Raw genomic sequence first — 17,093 nt, forward strand, 5'->3', positions numbered from 1 at the left:
GCCCCATCATGAACGCAATCACAACGACGTTGCTTCCCATCTGCATCGCAGGCGAATGGCGCCTCGGCACGGGCGAGCGCTACGCGACGCGCTATCCGGCCACGGGTGAAGTCGTGGCCGAGCTGAACGCAGCCAGCGTGGCCGATGTGGAAGAGGCCGTCGCCGGCGCCTACCGCGCATTCCTCTCGAGCGGCTGGGCGCAGCGCAAGCCCCACGAGCGTGCGGCCGTGCTGTACCGCGTGGCTGAACTGATCCGCTCGCGCAGCGAAGCCCTGGCCCAGCGCCAGCGGCTGGACAACGGCAAGCCGATCAACGAGACGCGTGCGCTGGTGGCCAGCGCGGCCGGTACGTTCCAGTTCTTTGCCGCGGCATGCGAGACGCTCGAAGAATCGCTCACCCCGCCGCGCGGCGACTGCCTGACGATGAGCGTGCACGAGCCCATGGGCGTGGTGGCCGCCATCACGCCGTGGAATTCGCCCATCGCCAGCGAGGCGCAGAAGATGGCGCCCGCGCTGGCAGCCGGCAACGCCGTCGTCGTGAAGCCGGCCGAGGTGACGCCCCTAATGGCGCTGGAGCTCGCCGCGATCTGCGAAGAGGCCGGCGTGCCCAAGGGCCTGATCAGCGTGCTGCCGGGCAAAGGTTCGGTCATCGGCGATGCGATCACGAAGCATCCGCTGGTGCGCCGCGTGTCGTTCACGGGCGGCACGACCACGGGCAAGCACATCGCGCACATCGCCGCCGACAAGATGATGCCGGTGTCGCTGGAGCTGGGCGGGAAGTCTCCGACGATGGTGTTTGAAGACGCCGATCTGGACCACGCCGTCAACGGGGTGCTGTACGGCATCTTCAGTTCGTCGGGCGAGTCGTGCATCGCGGGCTCGCGCCTGTTCGTGGCGCGTTCGCTGTACGAACCGTTCATGGACCGCCTGGCTGCCGCCACCGCACGCCTGCGCGTGGGCAACCCCGCCGACGAGGCCACGCAGATGGGGCCGCTGATCACTGAGCGCCATCGCCAGACCATCGAATCGTACGTGGCGATGGGCGTGGAAGAGGGTGGCCATCTGCGCACGGGCGGGCTGCGTCCGCAGGTTGCCGGCTGCGAGTCGGGCTATTTCTACATGCCGACCATCATCGAAGGCCTCACCAACCGCGCACGCATCTGCCAGGAAGAGATCTTCGGCCCCGTGCTCGTGGCCATGCCGTTTGAAGACGAGGACGAACTGATCGAGCAGGCCAACGACAGCGTCTACGCGCTGGCCGCGGGCGTCTGGACGCGCGACTACAAGCGCGCCTGGCGCATCGGCCGCGCCGTGCAGGCCGGCAACGTGTGGATCAACACGTACAAGCAGTTCTCGATTTCCACGCCGTTTGGCGGCTGGCGCGACAGCGGCCTCGGCCGCGAGAAGGGGCGCCTGGGCATCCTGCAATACATGGAGCAGAAGAGCCTCTACTGGGGCCTGAACGAAGAACCGCTGGCCTGGGCCAACTGACGCCCGGCAGTGTGGAGGAGACCAAGATGAAAACGATTCTGACGCAAGCATCGGTCACGCAAGGGAGCGTGCAATGAACTCGAACGCGCAACGCTGGCTCGGTGTGATCACGCTGTTCCTGGTGGTCGCCATTTCATATGTCGACCGCATCAACATCGCCGTGCTCATCACGCAGCACGACTTTCTGCAGCACATGGGCATCGCCGCCAATGACCGCAGCAGCCAGGGCCTGCTGGCCACGGCATTCATGGCCGGTTACGGGTTGTCTGCCATTGTGTTCACGCCTTTCTGCGCCGCGCTGTTCGGCGTGCGCCGCAGCCTGATCTACGGGCTGACCCTGTGGGGCGTGATCACCATCGCGTCGCCGTGGTTCCACAGCTATATGGAACTTCTCGCGTCGCGCTTCATTCTCGGCTTCGCCGAAGGACCGTTGTTCTCGCTGGGTGCGTCCTACATCAAGGCCCATTTCGACAGCGAGGAAAGCGGCAAGCCGAATGCGATCTTCAACATGGGCACGGGTATCGGCCTGGCGGTCGGGTATCCGCTGGTCGGCTACGCCATTGCCAGCGCTGACTGGGAGTCCTCGTTCCACCTGCTGGGCCTGTGCAACCTGGTGCTCGGCATTCCGCTGGTGCTGGCCTTTGTTCGCATGCCGGCGCGCTATGCGGCGCTGCCGCGGCCGGAGTCGTTACCGGCGGCGCTGAGCACGGTGGGCGACATGTTCCGCGGGGCCTTCCACACGCGGCATATCTTCACGATGACGGTGCTCACTGCGGCCTTCCTGGCGTACCTGTGGGGCAGCAGCAACTGGCTGCCGACGTATCTGAAGGAAGCGCGCGGCTTTTCGCTGCGCGAGATGGGGTGGATGGCGTCGATGCCGCAGTACGCGGCGGTGCTCGGCGTGCTGCTCGGCGGCCTGTTGCTGGATGTCATTCCGCGTCGGCGTGTGCCCCTGGTGTTCGTGCTGGGCAGCCTGGGCGTGGCGGTGGCAGTGCTGCTGGCCATCAACAGTACCGACCGCTATGCCGCGGCCTATTGGCTGACCGCCGCCAGCCTGTTCTGGGGCCTGCAGAGCCCAGCCATTCCGAGCACGGTGCAGTTCAACGCCGCGCCGCAGCACGTTGCCTGCGCCTTCGGTGTCGTCAACGGCGTGGGCAGCCTCGTGGCAGGGTTCATGCCGGCCGTCATGGGCGTCGTGATCGGGCTTGGCAGCGGCGGCGGCCTTGCCGCCGGCTTTGGCAGCCTGGTGGGCACGCAGCTGATCGTGCTGCTCTGCGGTCTGGCCCTGCTGCGCGGCGGAGCGCAGGCCGCACCGGCCGTTCCGGGCGCCGTGCATCCCGTCACCGGCAAGTGACGCGATCCGGCTTCGCATGGGGCGCGTTGCGCCATCGCAGTGCGGAGCTCGGCGCATCCAATGAATCACAGTCACTGGTGGCCGCTGAAGGCCACGCGGTGCACAGCAGGAGATGAAGATGAACACCATTCGTGGCATCGACGAGATCGTCTACGGTGCAGACGACCTCGCCGCATGCAAGCAGTTCTTTCTCGATTGGGGCCTCGCGCTGCAATCCGAAGACGCCAGCGGGCTGCTGTTCGAAACGCTCAATGGTTGCCGCGTGCGCGTCAAGCGCAGCGATGACGCCGCATTGCCGCCCGCCATGGAAGCCGGCCCGACGCTGCGCGAAGTGGTGTGGGGTGCCGATTCGCAAGCCGTGCTCGACCGCCTGGCCGACGCACTTGCAGATCAGCCCGGCTACGTCCATGCCGACGGCCGCGTCGGCTGCACCGACCCGAACGGCCTGGCGGTGCGTGTGCAGGTCAGCATCAAGCGCGACGTCGACGTGCAATGCGCGGCGATGAACACCTGGAACGACAAACCGCGCCGCAACCAGCCGAGCCCGATCTACGAACGCGCCACGCCCATCGAGGTCGGCCACGTGGTGTTCTTCGTCAAGGACGTGGCGGCCACCGAGCGCTTCTACATCGACAAGCTCGGGTTCGTGCCGTCAGACCACTACCCGGGGCGCGGCGCGTTCCTGCGCTGCGAGCCGGAAGGCGGCCATCACGATCTGTTCCTGCTGCAGACGCCGCAGGCCAGGAGCGGGCTCAACCACGTCGCGTTTACGGTGCGCGACATCCACGAAGTGTTCGGCGGCGGCATGCAGATGTCGCGCTGCGGATGGGATACGCAGCTCGGCCCGGGCCGGCACCCGATATCTTCCGCGTACTTCTGGTACTTCAAGAACCCGGCCGGCGGCCTGATCGAGTACTACGCCGACGAAGACCAGCTCGACGCCGAATGGCAGCCGCGCGATTTCGAGCCGGGCCCCACCGTCTTTGCCGAGTGGGCCATCGAAGGCGGTATCGACGGCAACACGCGCCGGCAGAAGAACGCCGCCGGCCCGGAGGGCAAGTTCCTCACGGAAAAGCGCTGAACTGGAAGCAGAGAGACGTGCCATGAGTACCCATCCTCCCCTTACGTTGCGCGTGCAGGCCATGCGCCACGAAGCCCAGGGCATCGTCAGCGTGGAGCTGCGCGATGTCGATGGCAGGACGCTGCCGGAATATGCGCCCGGTGCGCATATCGACCTGCACCTGGGCAACGGCCTGGTGCGCAGCTATTCGCTGTGCGGCGCGCCGGAAGTGCGCGACCGCTATGTGGTCGGCGTGCTGCTCGATCGCAACAGCCGTGGCGGTTCGCGCTACGTGCACGAACAATTGCGCGTGGGGTCGACGCTGAAGATCGGCGGTCCGCGCAACCACTTTGAACTCGATGAGAGCGCACCCCGCACGGTGCTGGTGGCCGGCGGCATCGGCGTCACGCCGATCGTCTGCATGGCGCGGCGCCTGGCCGAGCACGGCAGGCCGTTCTCGATGCTGTACTGCGCGCGCTCGCGCGCCGAGGCCGCGTTTGCCGATGAACTGGCCGCGCACGGCGATGCGGTGCGCTTCCATTTCGACGCCGATGCCGGCGGCCCGCCTGACCTGAAGGCGCTGCTGGCAGGCCACCCGGCCGACACGCATTTTTACTGCTGCGGCCCGGGCCCGATGTTGCGCGCCTTTGAAGCTGCGTGCGAGGCGCTCGGCTACACCAACGTCCACATCGAACGCTTTGCGGCTGACGCGTCCGTCTCTTCGGTGCAAGAAGGTGAATACGCGGTCAAGCTCGCCCGCACGGGCACCGAGCTGCACGTGCCGGCCGGCAAGTCGCTGCTCGATGCGCTGCTGGAGATTGGCGTGGAAGTGGAGCACAGCTGCAAGGAGGGCGTGTGCGGCTCGTGCGAGACGCGCGTGCTGGAAGGCGAGCCCGACCACCGCGACAGCGTGCTCTCCAAGAGCGAGCGCGAATCGAACCAGACGATGATGGTTTGCGTTTCCGGCTGCAAGGGCAAGCGGCTGGTGATTGATCTGTAACCGTTGGGGCGCCGGCCTGACCAGCCGAGCGCTCTTTTTTTTTGCTCACGGTCTTTTCTTAAACAGCGTTTCATATACGAAACAACCACAACCAGCTCGTCCACCAAGACGGCAACAACGGGTGGGGCCGGTACCCCAGCCACCGGAGGAAACAACATGAGGAAGACACTGTTTGTCATGGCCGCAATGGGCCTGGCCGGCACGGCAGCCGCGCAGGGCAGCGTGACGCTGTACGGCAGCATCGATGAGGGCGTGGCCTACATCAACAGCTTGAAGAGCGGCACCACCAGCGGGTCGGCCATGCGCCTTGATCCGGGCACGATGCAGCCGGACCGCTTCGGCTTGCGCGGTACGGAAGACCTGGGTGGCGGCACGCAGGCCATCTTCCAGTTGGAATCGGGCTTCCTGGGCGACAGCGGCAACAGCGTGGTGGCAGGCAAGCTGTTCAACCGCACCGCCTGGGTGGGGCTGAGCAACGAGCGACTGGGCAACATCCAGCTCGGCCATCAGGCAGACTTCATGTTCGATTACCTCGGGCGCCTGAGCAACGGCTTCCAGCTGACCAACTTCTATCTGTTCCACCCGGGCAACTTCGACAACCTGGCCAACCAGTTCCAGATCGATAACGCCGTGCGCTATGTCTCGCCCATCTTTGGCGGTCTGCAGCTCGGGGGCATGTACGGCTTTGGCGAGGTGCCGGGCTCCGCGTCCAGGAGCCGCAGCTACAGCCTGGGGGCGTACTACAGCAACGGCGGCTTCCGCGCGGCGGCGGCTTACACGGCCTCCAACGATCGCGCGCTGGACATCGCAGGGCGCCTGGGCATCACGAATACACTCGGCACGACGCTGGCGCCGGGCATGACACCGATGAGCTCGGTCAAGTCGTTCGGCGGTGGCGCGCTGTACCAGCTCAGCGGCCTGCCGCTGCAGGTCAACGCGGTGTACACGCAGACGCGCATCACGCTCGGCGGCGCCAACGCCCGCGCCCAGAACGTCGACCTCGGTACCGCGTGGCACTACAGCGCGGCCAACACGCTCAACGTGGGCTACACCTTCAGCAAGTACGAAGGCGCCCGCTGGAACCAGTTCAGCGTGGGCAACGTGTACGCGTTCTCCAAGCGTACGCAGGTGTATCTGCAGGGCACGTACCAGCGCGCATCGGGCGATGCCCAGTACGCGACCATCAACGGCGCAGGCGTTTCGGGCCGGCGCAACCAGCTCGTCGTCAGCACGGGGGTGCACCACTCGTTCTGATCCGCACCGCATGCGCCGTCGGCAAGTTATCCGGCGGCGCATTGCATTGGCGCACAGGCGCGCGCGATCAGGCGACGCTGTGATTGGCCATCAGTTCCAGCGCACGCACCATGGCGGAGTGGTCCCATGCCTTGCCGCCGTTCGCTGCGCATACGCTGAAGAGCTGTTGCGCGCTGGCCGTGTTCGGCAGCGCGATGCCGAGCTTGCGCGCGCCTTCCAGGGCAAGGTTGAGGTCCTTCTGATGAAGCTCGATGCGAAAGCCCGGGTCGAACGTGCGCTTGATCATGCGCTCGCCATGCACTTCAAGAATGCGCGACGAGGCAAAGCCGCCCATCAGTGCCTCGCGCACGCGTGCCGGATCGGCGCCGGCCTTGGATGCAAACACGAGCGCTTCGCCCACCGCTTCGATCGTCAGCGCGACGATGATCTGGTTGGCGACCTTGCACGTTTGGCCGGCCCCCGATTCGCCCACATGCGTGATGTTCTTGCCCATCAGCGCGAACAGCGGCCTGGCGCGCTCGAACGCCGCGGCCTTGCCGCCGACCATGATGGTGAGCGTGGCGTCGCGTGCGCCCACCTCGCCGCCGGAAACGGGCGCATCGAGGTAGTCGGCGCCGAGCGCCTCGATGCGCTTGGCAAAGGCCTGCGTCTCGATGGGCGAGATGGAACTCATGTCGATGAAGAGCTTGCCGGCCGTGAGGCCCTGGGCGACGCCGTCTTCGGCAAACAGCACGTTCGCCACGTCGGCCGTGTCCGGCACCATGGCGATGACGATGTCGGCCGCCTGCGCAACCGCGGCCGAGCTCTCGACGACGGTGGCGCGTGCGCGCAGGTCGTCGGGCACGGAATGTCTGCCGCTCACGACAAGCGTGTGGTCGCCCTTGAGCAGGTTGCGGGCCATGTGGGCGCCCATGATGCCCAGTCCGATGAATCCGATGGTTGCCATGATGTGTTTCCGAGTGAGGACGTCTGCGAGTCAATGTGGATGCGAACGCATGGCAAGCATAGTGCGTCACCCCGTTCCCGACGATCAAGCGGCGCACGATGCCCACCCGCCGGCCCGCGCCGTGAATAGCGCCCCAGAAGGGGTCGTGCTCATGCAATGGCTGCGCGCACTTGCCTCATAGACTGGAAATGCGCCGATCGCACCCGAGCGGCGCGGCCGGGATGGGAGGGAGAGATGTCCACCACAGCAGCCAACTGGATCGTCGTGCTCAGCTGCGCGTACATGGAGTACAGCACTTGGCGCGGCATGAGCGTTTATCGCCGCACGGTCGACTATGACAACGTGGTCTGGTGCTGATCAGCGCACGGGCCGCGGCAGCAGCCTCCGGATCAACCCGTCATGCGCCGAATGATCTGCCAGCAGCACATGGCCTGTCGCGTGATCGGCCAGCTCGAACTCACTGAACTCGAAGCCCGGGGCCACCGTGCAGCTGACCAGGGCATAGCCGTGTTCGCCCGGTACCCGCTCGGCGGCAAACCAGCGGCGCGCCGGCACCACCGCGTGGTACACCGCCACCTCGTCCTCGGCCGCATGGCCCAGGCGATGCGTGCGCACCGTACCGTCGTCTTCCAACACATGCACATTGAGCGAGTCACCCGCATGGAAGTACCACACCTCATCCGACTGGATCCGATGCCAGGCGGAATATGCATCATCGGCCAGCAGGTAATGGATGACGGTGGCAGCCGCACGTTCGACGGCAGGGATGCCTCGCTGGACGCGCTCCTGACTGCGATAGGTTTCGCGATAGAAGCCACCTTCCGGGTGCGGTTCGAGACCGAGGCGGGCGATGAGGCGTTGGGCGGCGGGCGTGAGGGGCATGGTGAAGTGAGGCTGTCCTGAAGGCAGAAAACGGCCACTGCAGTATTGCAGAAGACGGTCGGCCCGCGCGGCGCTCCCGGCCACCCGATCCGTTGGACAATTGCATCGCGGGCGTTGCCTTTGCGCACGAGTCGATGCATTGTGTCGCGCACGCCCGACGGGCCGCATGACAATGCCAGAACGGAAAAAAAAGGGGAGCCAACATGTCCGAAGGATTCCATGTGCATGGGGCGCACGATCACGTGCTCGAACACGCCGCCGAGACCGGCCACGCCGACAGCTTTGCCGGCCGCATTGCCGTCATGACGGCGATTCTCTCAACGGCCGGCGCCATCTTCGGCTACCAGGGCGGCGCCACGCAGAATGCCGCGCTGCTGGCCAAGAACGAGGCAGCCATCCACAAGACCGAAGCCGCCAACCGATGGGCTTACTACCAGGCCAAGGGGCAGAAGCAGGCCATCGCCGAGCTGACTGCGCAATTGCCGGGGGCTGACCAGGCCGCCGCCCGGCGCGAGGCGCAGCGCTATGCCACCGAGAAGGAAGACATCCGCCACCAGGCCGAAGACCAGGAGCGCCTCGCCAGGGAAGCCGACGAGGCGAGCGAGCGTGCCGTGCACCATCACCACCGGTGGGCGCAGGCGGTGGTCGCCATCCAGGTGTCGATTGCGCTGGCCGCCATCACACTGCTGTCGCGCCGACGCTGGATGCAGGTGCTTTCGTATGGCGTGGGCGCGGTCGGGGGCGTCCTGGCGGTGCTGGCGCTCCTGCATATCTAGGGCCTCAGCCAGCCGAGCAGTCTGCAACCGCGCTACCGGGCCCGGGCCGTGCGCTGGATGCTGCAAAATGCTCCGCATCTGAAATGCGGAGCACGCTCGTGGGGATCAACTTTGACTTGACGGACTTACAGGCGTTTCGCGCGGTCGTCGAGCTGGGGAGCTTTCGCAAGGCGGCGGAGGCCGTCAGCATTTCCCAGCCCGCGTTGAGCCGCCGGATCGACAAGCTTGAGAGCGCGCTCGGCGTGCCGCTGTTCGAGCGCACCACACGCAGCGTGACGCTCACCACCGTCGGCCGCGTGTTCGCCCGCAGCGCTGAACAGCTGCTCGACGATCTCGACGCAGCGCTATTGGGGATCCGCGATGTGGCATCGAGCCGCCTGGGCCACGTGACCATCGCGTGTGTGCCTTCGGTGGCCTATTACTTCCTGCCGAGCCTCATTGCGAACTATCACCGCCGGTTTCCGCGCATCCGGGTGAAGCTGCTGGATGCGAGTGCGAATGAGGTGCTTGGGGCTGTCATCAGCGGCGAGGCCGACTTTGGCGTGAGCTTCATGGGCAGCCAGGAGCCGGGGATCGAGTTCAAGCTGCTGCTGCAGGAGCGCTTCGTGGCGGCATGCCGTCGCGATCATCCTCTCGCGCGCAAGAAGCGCGTGACGTGGAGCGAACTCTACGAGCACGACTACGTGTCGGTCGACAAGACCTCCGGCAACCGCCTGTTGCTCGACCAGGCACTTTCTGCGGTGGTGCCGCATGCGTCCAGCGTTTGCGAGACGCGGCACGTCACCACTTTGCTCGGGTTGGTGGAAGCGGGGCTCGGCGTTGCCGCGGTACCGTCGATGGCCATGCCCGGGCGCGATCATCCCATCCTCACGAGCGTCCCGCTTGTCGAGCCGGCCGTGCAGCGGCGCGTGGGCATCATCAAGCGCCGCGGGCGCCCGCTCACACCGGCGGCGCAAGCGTTCTGCCGCACCATCGTCGAAGCCCGGCGCAGTACCGCCGCGAGACGCGACGCGTAGCAAGATCGCCCGGCCGGCGAGGGTGGGCCTTCTCAATGCGCGGGCACGGAATCGAGTCCCGTCGATTTCACCTCCGCCTGCACAGCGGGCGAGGCGAGATAGTCGAGCAGCGCCTTGGCTTCCTTCGGATGCTGCGCGCCCACCGGGATGCCGGCGGCAAAGCGCGTGACGGACTGCAGCGGCTCCGGAATCTTCCCGACGAAGCTCACCCCCTGCACGGGCAGCAGTTCGCTCACCTGCTGAAAGCCGATTTCGTAGTCGCCGCTGGCTACCACCGAGGCCACCGGAATGCGCGGAATCATCTTGGCCTTCGTTTTGACCTGCGCTTCAATGCCGAGCTTCCTGAACAGCTCGCGCTCGATATAGACGCCGCTGGCGCTGTCCGAATAGGCGATCGACTTGGCGTGCAGCAGCGCTTGCCGCAGGGCCTCGGGTGAGCTGATGTCGGGCTTTGCCGCGCCTTCGCGCACGACCATGCCGATGCGCGAGTCAGCCAGTTCCACGCGCGAATCCGGGATGACCTTGCCTTGCTTGATCAGCTCGTCAAGCGCGTAGCCCACCATGATGACGGCGTCGGCGGGCTCGCCGCGCGCGAGCCGGTTCGGAATGGCTTCGGGCGATTTGCCCATCGATGGGCCGAGTTCGGTGTGCAGCGTGTTGCCGGTCTGGGAGGCAAACTTCGGCCCCAGCAGCTTGTAGGCGGCGGTGAAGCCGCCGGAGGTCATGACGTGCAGATCGGCGGCCTGCACGTTTGCCGTCGCGGCCGAGGTGGCGAGGAGCGCGGTTGCGCAGAGCTTCAGAAGCAGGTGTTTCATGGTGGCGTCGTGCGGGTCGTATCGATGGTGAGCCAGCAAGGCAGGGCTGGGCGTTGGCAATGTTCGCCGGGAAGGCCGCAGACGATAAGTGCAATTTTGGAAACGATTGATGTTCTGGGGTTATCAATCGGCAGACGCCGATGGGGCGGCGGCGGTGGCCTGGAGGAATCGGTCGGCGGCGGGAAAAAGTTGTGCTTCTGTATATCCAAGCGGTCGTTACCGGCCCTGTGACGTATGCGGATGTAGTGAACCGGACCGAGACGGTGTAGCATACGAATACTGTATATCCATCCAGTTATCCTGGGCTGGTGGAGCTAAGTGGATACCCCACCTATCCATACAGTATTTAAGCGATTCGCCTTGCCGTCCGCCATGTTTGCGTCCTCCCCGTCTCTTTCCTTTGCCGAAGCCGTGGCAGAACGTCCGCCCGCGATGGGGCCCGTGACGTGCGGGCCACGCCGGCCCGCATCGAATGGCCGGGCCATCCCGGCACCCGAGACGCTGCACCCGGCCCTGTGGCGCGCGGGCAGCCTCGCTCGGGGCGGCGGTCGCGTGCTGGCCACCGGTTATGACGCGCTCAATGCCGAGCTGCCCGGTGGCGGCTGGCCGCTTGGCGGCATGACAGAGCTGCTGTGCCCGCAACCCGGTATCGGTGAATGCCGATTGCTGCGCCCGGCCTTGTCTACGTTATGCAGCGGGGCAGGCCGCATCGCCCTGGTCGGACCGCCGTATCTGCCCAACGCGGTGCGCCTGGTGGGGTGGGGTTTCTCTCCCGAACAGATCGTCTGGGTGCGTGCCGACAAGCCTGCCGACCTGCTGTGGGCCACGGAACAGATCGTGCGCAGCCAGGCGTTTGGAGGCGTGCTGATCTGGCTGAACCAGGTGCGTCCCGGGGCGCTGCGCCGGCTGCAGGTGCTGGCCCAGGCGGGCGAGAGTGCCATCTGGGTATTCCGGCCCGTGCAGGCGTTGCGCGAGTCGTCGCCGGCAGTGCTGCGGCTGGGGCTGGAACCTGCGGGCGGCGATGCCCTGGCGGTCCATTTTCACAAGCGGCGCGGGCCGGTGCGTGAGACGCCGCTGCTGCTGCCGCTGGCCGATCCGCTGCGTGCCGGCCGCGCTTCCGTGCGCCCTGTGCCTGCGCTGCCTGCCGAAACGTTCACCATGGATCCGGCCACGGCCGCGTTGCTGGCCGCACTGTCGTCTCCATCGTCTTCCGCCGCGTTCGATGCCTTGTCGGACGCTTCTGATCAGGACACCTCCGATCATGCCGTTCTGGATCGCGGTGCATCTGCCCCGTCTGCCGCTCGACGCACTTCGGCCCCGGTGGTCTGACCCGGCTGCGCTGCCCTTGCCCGTGATGGTGCTGGAGCAGGAGCGCGTGGTGTCGGCCAACCGCTTGGCGATGCGCGAGGGCATTCGGCCCGGATTGCGCCGGGCTGGCGCGCAGGCGCTGGTGCCGCACGCGGTGCAGCTGGAGCGCGATCCGGCGGCCGAGGCGCGGCTGCTGCAATCGCTGGCGCTGGCGCTGCTGGCTTTCACTCCGCATGTCACGCTGGATGTGGCGGACGAATCCACGGTGCTGCTGGAGGTGGAGGCCAGCTTGCGGCTGTTTGGCGGCCATCGGGCGTTGTGCCGGGCGGTGAAGTATTGCGCGTTCCGGCTGGGCGCGATGCCGCAGCTGGGCACCGGCCCCACGGCGCGCGGCGCGGCGTGGCTTGCCAGCACGCGTCCCGCGTCGGTGCGCGGGCGTCGCCGCATGGCCATGCGTTCGGGCTGGGCGCGGCGGGCGGTGCGGCTGGAACGCATGTCTGCACTGCTGGATCGATTGTCGGTCGATGCGGTGGCGCGCCTGACGCGGCCTGATTGGCTCGAGGGGCTCGGCTGCCGCACGTTGGCCGATTTGCGCGATTTGCCGCGCAGCGGCCTGCGCCGCCGTTGCGGGCCGCGGCTGGTCGACGCGCTCGATGCCGCATACGGCACCGGACACGAGAGTTTCACGTGGTTTGCCGCACCGCTGCGCTTTGACGTGCCGCTGGAACTGCCGGGCCGCATCGACAGTGCGGAAGGCGTGCTGGCGGCTTCTGAGCAACTGTTGCTGCAACTGGTCGGCTGGCTGTCGGCGCATCAGCTGGGCGCCAAGACATATCGCCTGACGCTGGAACACGAACGCCGGCGCGGCCGGGACAGCGCGGATGCCGACGCCTCCACGCCCATCGAGATCGCGCTGGCACAGCCGGTTCGCACGCTGGCGCACCTGTCGCGCGTTCTGCACGAGCGCGTGCACCGGCTGACGCTGATCGCTCCGGTGGTCGAGCTGCGTCTGACGGTGATCGACGCCACACCGCTCGCAGCGCCCACGGCATCGCTGTTTCCCGAGCCGGGCGGGCGCGCTGAAGACGCCGCCCGTCTGATCGACACGCTCATCGCGCGGTTGGGCGCTGGCAACGTCCGCCACCCGCAGCCGTGTGCCGACCACCGTCCCGAGCGCGCCAACCACTGGGTCGAGGTGAACGCCGCCACCACCGCGCAGAGCCGTGCCGCCGCGCGCCAGGCGCTGGCGCAATGGCATGCCCAGCAGCCGGAGCGGCCGCTGTGGTTGCTGCAGACGCCGATCCCGTTGCTCACGCGCAAGCACTATCCGTATTACCGCGGCCCCCTGCGGCTGGTATCGATGCCCGAGCGCATTGAATCCGGCTGGTGGGACGACGCCCTCATCAAGCGCGATTACTTCATCGCCGAAGGGGAGGGCGGCGTGCGGTATTGGCTCTACCGCGAACGTGTTTCTGCCGCCCAGGCCGGCGAGGAGGATGCCCGCTGGTATCTGCACGGCCTGTTCGGCTAGGTGTGCCATGGCTGCTTCCTCGTCTGTTCCCATCGGCCTGCCCGACTATGCAGAGCTGCATTGCATCAGCAACTTCACGTTCCTGACCGGCGCCTCGCACCCGCAGGAACTTGTGGAGCGTGCCCAGGAGTTCGGCTACCAGGCGCTTGCGCTGACGGACGAATGCTCCGTGGCCGGCACGGTGCGCGCGCACATGGAAGCCAAGGAGCGCGGGTTCAAGCTCATCATCGGCAGCCGGTTCACCGTGCGTGATGCGCAAGGCGAACCCTGGCTGCGGCTGGTGCTGCTGGCGCAGGACATCGAAGGCTACGGCAACCTGTGCGAAGTCATTACGCAGGCCCGGCTGGCCGCGCCCAAAGGCGAATACCGCCTGTATGCCGACGACCTGGCCGCACCGAAGGGCGACCTGGCCCACTTGCGCGGCGTGCCGCATTGCCTGGCCATCCTGCTGCCTGACTACGACCCCGACCCGCAGCACCTGCTGGCCCAGACGCTGTGGTGCCAGCGCGTGTTCGGCGACCGGCTGTCGCTTGCGCTGGAGATGCCGCTGCGCCACGCCGACGATCGCCATCGCGGCACGGTGGCTGCGGTGTCGGAGCAGACGGACGTGCCCATGGTGGCCACCGGCGGCGTGCAGATGCACACACGCCGGCGCAAGCCGCTGCATGACGTGCTGACCGCCATCCGCCTGTCCAAGCCGCTGGCCGAATGCGGGCTTGAGCTCGCTCCCAGCGCCGAGCAAGCCATGCGCACGCGCATGCAGCTCGGCTTTTTCTATCGGGACGAACGCGGCGAGCGGGCGTTGCAGCGTTCAGTGGAGCTGGCGCGTCTGTGCACGTTCGCCCTCGACGAAATCGAATACGAATACCCCAGCGAGGTCGTGCCAGAAGGCATGACGCCGGCGCAATACCTGCGGGCCGAAGTGGAGGCGGGCGCCGTCTCGCGTTATCCGAAGGGCATTCCGGGCAAGGTGCGCGAACAGATCGAGGAAGAGCTCGGGCTGATTTCGGAGCTGCGCTACGAGCCGTTCTTCCTCACTGTCTATGACGTGGTGAAGTTTGCCCGCAGCCAGGGCATTCTTTGCCAGGGACGCGGCTCGGCGGCCAACTCGGCGGTGTGCTACTGCTTGGGCATTACCGAGGTCAACCCGGAAAGCGGCAACACGCTGTTTGCGCGTTTTCTCTCACGTGCACGCAACGAACCGCCCGACATCGACGTCGACTTCGAACACCAGCGCCGCGAAGAAGTCATCCAGTACATCTACGAAAAATACGGCGTGACGCGCACCGCGCTGGCGGCCGCGCTCATCACGTACCGCACGCGCAGTGCGTTGCGCGACGTGGGCCGGGCGCTCGGCATCGATCTGGGCATCATCGAGCAGGTGGCCAAGGGGCAGGCGTGGTGGGACAGCCGCAAGGAATTCGCCCAGCGGGCGGGGCAGCAGGGGTTGGATCCGGAATCGCCGCTGGTGCAGCGCTGGGCCGAGCTTGTGAGCCAGCTGTACGGGTTTCCGCGGCACCTGTCGCAGCACGTGGGCGGATTCGTGATTGCGCAGGGCAAGCTTTCGCGCCTGGTGCCGATCGAGAACGCGGCCATGGAAAACCGCCGCGTCATCCAGTGGGACAAAAACGACCTTGAATCGCTGCGCCTGCTGAAGGTGGATGTGCTGGCGCTCGGCATGCTGACCGCCATCCGCCGCACGCTCGACATGCTCGATGCGCTGCCGGGCAGGCGCGAGCGTTATGGCGCAACGGGCAAGCTCGCCATGCAGAACATCCGCGATGAGGACAAAAAAACCTACGAGATGATCTGCCGCGCCGACACCATCGGCGTGTTCCAGATCGAGTCGCGCGCGCAGCAGTCGATGCTGCCGCGCTTGCGCCCGCAGACGTACTACGACCTGGTGATCCAGGTGGCCATCGTGCGCCCGGGGCCGATCCAGGGCGGCATGGTGCATCCGTACCTGCAACGGCGCGAAGCCATGCGCAACGGGCAGACCGACTGCGTGACGTACCCGGGCAAGGAGGTGGAGGGGGTGCTCAAGCGCACCCTCGGGGTGCCGATCTTCCAGGAACAGGTCATGCAGATCGCCATCGACGCCGCCGATTTCACCCCCGATGAGGCCGATCGCCTGCGCCGCGACATGGCGGCCTGGAAGCGCAAGGGCAATCTCACGCAACATCAGGAGCGGCTGCTCAGGGTGATGGTGGAAGAGAAGGGCTATGACCGCGCGTTCGTCAAATCGCTGTGCGATCAGATGGAGGGCTTTGCCGAATACGGCTTTCCTGAAAGCCATGCGGCGGGTTTCGCCAAGCTGGCTTACCTCAGCAGCTATCTGAAGTGCCACGAGCCGGCGGCGTTCTTTGCCGCGCTGCTCAACAGCCAGCCGATGGGGTTCTATTCGCCGTCGCAACTGGTGCAGGCAGCGCGCCGCAGCCATGTGCGCGTACTGCCGGTGGACGTCACGGCCAGCGTGTGGGACAGCACCTTGCACCCCCGCGCCGGTGGCGATGGCAGCGGGCAGCCCGACATCCGCCTGGGCTTGAACCGCATCCGCGGCATGCGCAAGCCGGCCGCCGAACGTATCGAAGCCGCGCGCGCCCAGGCCCCATTCACCAGCGTGGAGGATCTGGTCCACCGTGCGGCGCTGGATCGCCACGACCTGAACGTGCTGGCTGCGGCGAACGCGCTCAAGCCGCTGGCCGGGCATCGCCGCCAGGCGCTGTGGCAGACGCTCGCGCTGCAAGAGCCCGGCCGCGATCACGCGCTGCTGCGCCAGGCCCGCCCCGTGGAGGCGCCGCTCGTGCTGCCCGCGCCGCCCATTGGGGAGGAGGTGATGGCCGATTACGGCAGCCTGGGCTTGTCTTTGCAAAGCCATCCCCTGAGCCTGCTGCGCGAGCGGTTGACGCGCATGCGCTTTGCCACCGCCGCCACGCTGGCCGGTTACCGCAACGGGCAGCTCGCGCGCGCCTGCGGCCTCGTCACCGTGCGCCAGCGGCCGGGCACCGCCAACGGCACGATCTTCGTCTCCATCGAGGACGAAACCGGCGCCATCAACGTCATCCTCTGGCCACACCTGATCGAGCGGCAGCGCCGCGAAGTGCTGCATGCCCAGCTGCTCGGGGTGTACGGCAAATGGCAATGCGAGCGCGAGACCCGGCATCTCGTCGCCCAGCATCTGGTGGATCTGACCCCACTTCTCGGGCGCCTGGCCACCTCCAGCCGCGATTTCCACTGAGCCGGCACCTCGTCGGCCGCCGGGCTCCATTCCAACTGGCCGCAGCGTCACCTCCGGCACGGCAATTGCGTGACGGAAGACGCGCGCAGCCCTCCGGCCGTGACGCAGGCGGCGCAGGCGGTCACCTATCGCCCCGCCCCTCCAATTGGCGGATAGGGCAAGCGCGGATCGACGAATTGCGGTGTAGGTGCAAGGATTTGCGCTGGAAACGTCACAAAAGCGGCAGGCCAAGCGCAGTCCGCAGCATCTTCCGGGGAACCGACACTCCCGGCGCCTTGTCACCATAAGCACGGGCGGCGAGATGCGCTTTCATCACGCGTCGATGTTGGGTGCAGTCGAAATTACGTCTACTCTGTAGAAAACACATCACGGAGGCTGCCACCGGAAACGTGTGCAACGGCGTGCATACGCAACATTGCCGCT

14 protein-coding genes are annotated in these 17,093 nt (G+C 66.7%); 11 read left to right on the forward strand and 3 right to left on the reverse strand.

Translation table 11 applies throughout. The features are described from left to right. Window positions 1-8: 8 nt before the first annotated feature. The 5 genes from KHN96_RS04990 (at window position 9) to KHN96_RS05010 (ending at window position 6,158) form a co-directional block, all read left to right on the forward strand. Window positions 9-1,490 carry an aldehyde dehydrogenase gene (locus KHN96_RS04990; protein WP_045218360.1) on the forward strand — a complete coding sequence of 494 codons (1,482 nt, stop codon included), beginning with the start codon at window positions 9-11 and terminating at the stop codon, window positions 1,488-1,490. A gap of 73 nt (window positions 1,491-1,563) precedes the next feature. Continuing rightward, the gene (locus tag KHN96_RS04995) at window positions 1,564-2,844 is read left to right on the forward strand and encodes an MFS transporter (RefSeq protein ID WP_062738187.1); all 1,281 of its coding nucleotides are present in this window, start codon (window positions 1,564-1,566) and stop codon (window positions 2,842-2,844) included. Between the two features lie 118 nt (window positions 2,845-2,962). Beyond that, window positions 2,963-3,925, forward strand: coding sequence for a VOC family protein (locus KHN96_RS05000; RefSeq protein WP_045218356.1), 963 nt, complete (start codon window positions 2,963-2,965; stop codon window positions 3,923-3,925). A gap of 22 nt (window positions 3,926-3,947) precedes the next feature. Then, on the forward strand, window positions 3,948-4,904 hold the full coding sequence (locus KHN96_RS05005) for a PDR/VanB family oxidoreductase (protein ID WP_062738188.1): 957 nt from the start codon (window positions 3,948-3,950) through the stop codon (window positions 4,902-4,904). 156 nt (window positions 4,905-5,060) lie between these two features. Then, entirely contained in the window at window positions 5,061-6,158 is a 1,098-nt protein-coding gene (locus tag KHN96_RS05010; protein WP_045218352.1) for a porin, read from the forward strand. Between the two features lie 67 nt (window positions 6,159-6,225). Here the strand turns inward: KHN96_RS05010 and KHN96_RS05015 are convergent, their stop codons facing one another. After that, the gene (locus KHN96_RS05015) at window positions 6,226-7,104 is read right to left on the reverse strand and encodes a 2-hydroxy-3-oxopropionate reductase (protein WP_062738189.1); all 879 of its coding nucleotides are present in this window, start codon (window positions 7,102-7,104) and stop codon (window positions 6,226-6,228) included. Window positions 7,105-7,338: 234 nt separating this feature from the next. Here KHN96_RS05015 and KHN96_RS22910 point away from each other — a divergent pair, with 234 nt between their 5' ends. Next, the gene (locus KHN96_RS22910) at window positions 7,339-7,461 is read left to right on the forward strand and encodes a hypothetical protein (protein ID WP_257983859.1); all 123 of its coding nucleotides are present in this window, start codon (window positions 7,339-7,341) and stop codon (window positions 7,459-7,461) included. Here KHN96_RS22910 and KHN96_RS05020 read toward each other — a convergent pair whose 3' ends face one another. Continuing rightward, a complete protein-coding gene (locus tag KHN96_RS05020) occupies window positions 7,462-7,986 on the reverse strand; it encodes a cupin domain-containing protein (protein ID WP_045218348.1) in 525 nt (174 codons plus the stop codon). A 203-nt stretch (window positions 7,987-8,189) separates the two neighbouring features. Here KHN96_RS05020 and KHN96_RS05025 point away from each other — a divergent pair, with 203 nt between their 5' ends. Together KHN96_RS05025 and KHN96_RS05030 are read left to right on the forward strand one after the other, a co-directional pair. After that, the gene (locus KHN96_RS05025) at window positions 8,190-8,762 is read left to right on the forward strand and encodes a DUF4337 domain-containing protein (protein ID WP_062738190.1); all 573 of its coding nucleotides are present in this window, start codon (window positions 8,190-8,192) and stop codon (window positions 8,760-8,762) included. Between the two features lie 98 nt (window positions 8,763-8,860). Further along, a complete protein-coding gene (locus KHN96_RS05030; protein ID WP_062738269.1) occupies window positions 8,861-9,778 on the forward strand; it encodes a LysR family transcriptional regulator in 918 nt (305 codons plus the stop codon). A gap of 32 nt (window positions 9,779-9,810) precedes the next feature. Here the strand turns inward: KHN96_RS05030 and KHN96_RS05035 are convergent, their stop codons facing one another. Then, the gene (locus KHN96_RS05035) at window positions 9,811-10,593 is read right to left on the reverse strand and encodes a substrate-binding domain-containing protein (RefSeq protein ID WP_062738268.1); all 783 of its coding nucleotides are present in this window, start codon (window positions 10,591-10,593) and stop codon (window positions 9,811-9,813) included. Window positions 10,594-11,025: 432 nt separating this feature from the next. Here KHN96_RS05035 and imuA point away from each other — a divergent pair, with 432 nt between their 5' ends. The 3 genes from imuA to KHN96_RS05050 are packed head-to-tail and all read left to right on the forward strand — an operon-like array spanning window position 11,026 to window position 16,670. Beyond that, on the forward strand, window positions 11,026-11,922 hold the full coding sequence (gene imuA, locus KHN96_RS05040; protein ID WP_045218346.1) for a translesion DNA synthesis-associated protein ImuA: 897 nt from the start codon (window positions 11,026-11,028) through the stop codon (window positions 11,920-11,922). Further along, entirely contained in the window at window positions 11,855-13,432 is a 1,578-nt protein-coding gene (locus tag KHN96_RS05045) for a Y-family DNA polymerase (protein WP_062738192.1), read from the forward strand. Before imuA ends, KHN96_RS05045 begins: the two co-directional genes overlap by 68 nt. A gap of 7 nt (window positions 13,433-13,439) precedes the next feature. Then, window positions 13,440-16,670 carry an error-prone DNA polymerase gene (locus KHN96_RS05050; protein WP_062738193.1) on the forward strand — a complete coding sequence of 1,077 codons (3,231 nt, stop codon included), beginning with the start codon at window positions 13,440-13,442 and terminating at the stop codon, window positions 16,668-16,670. The last annotated feature ends 423 nt before the right edge of the window (window positions 16,671-17,093 follow it).

Source organism: Ralstonia mannitolilytica, assembly GCF_905397375.1.
In the GTDB taxonomy this organism is placed as follows: domain Bacteria; phylum Pseudomonadota; class Gammaproteobacteria; order Burkholderiales; family Burkholderiaceae; genus Ralstonia; species Ralstonia mannitolilytica.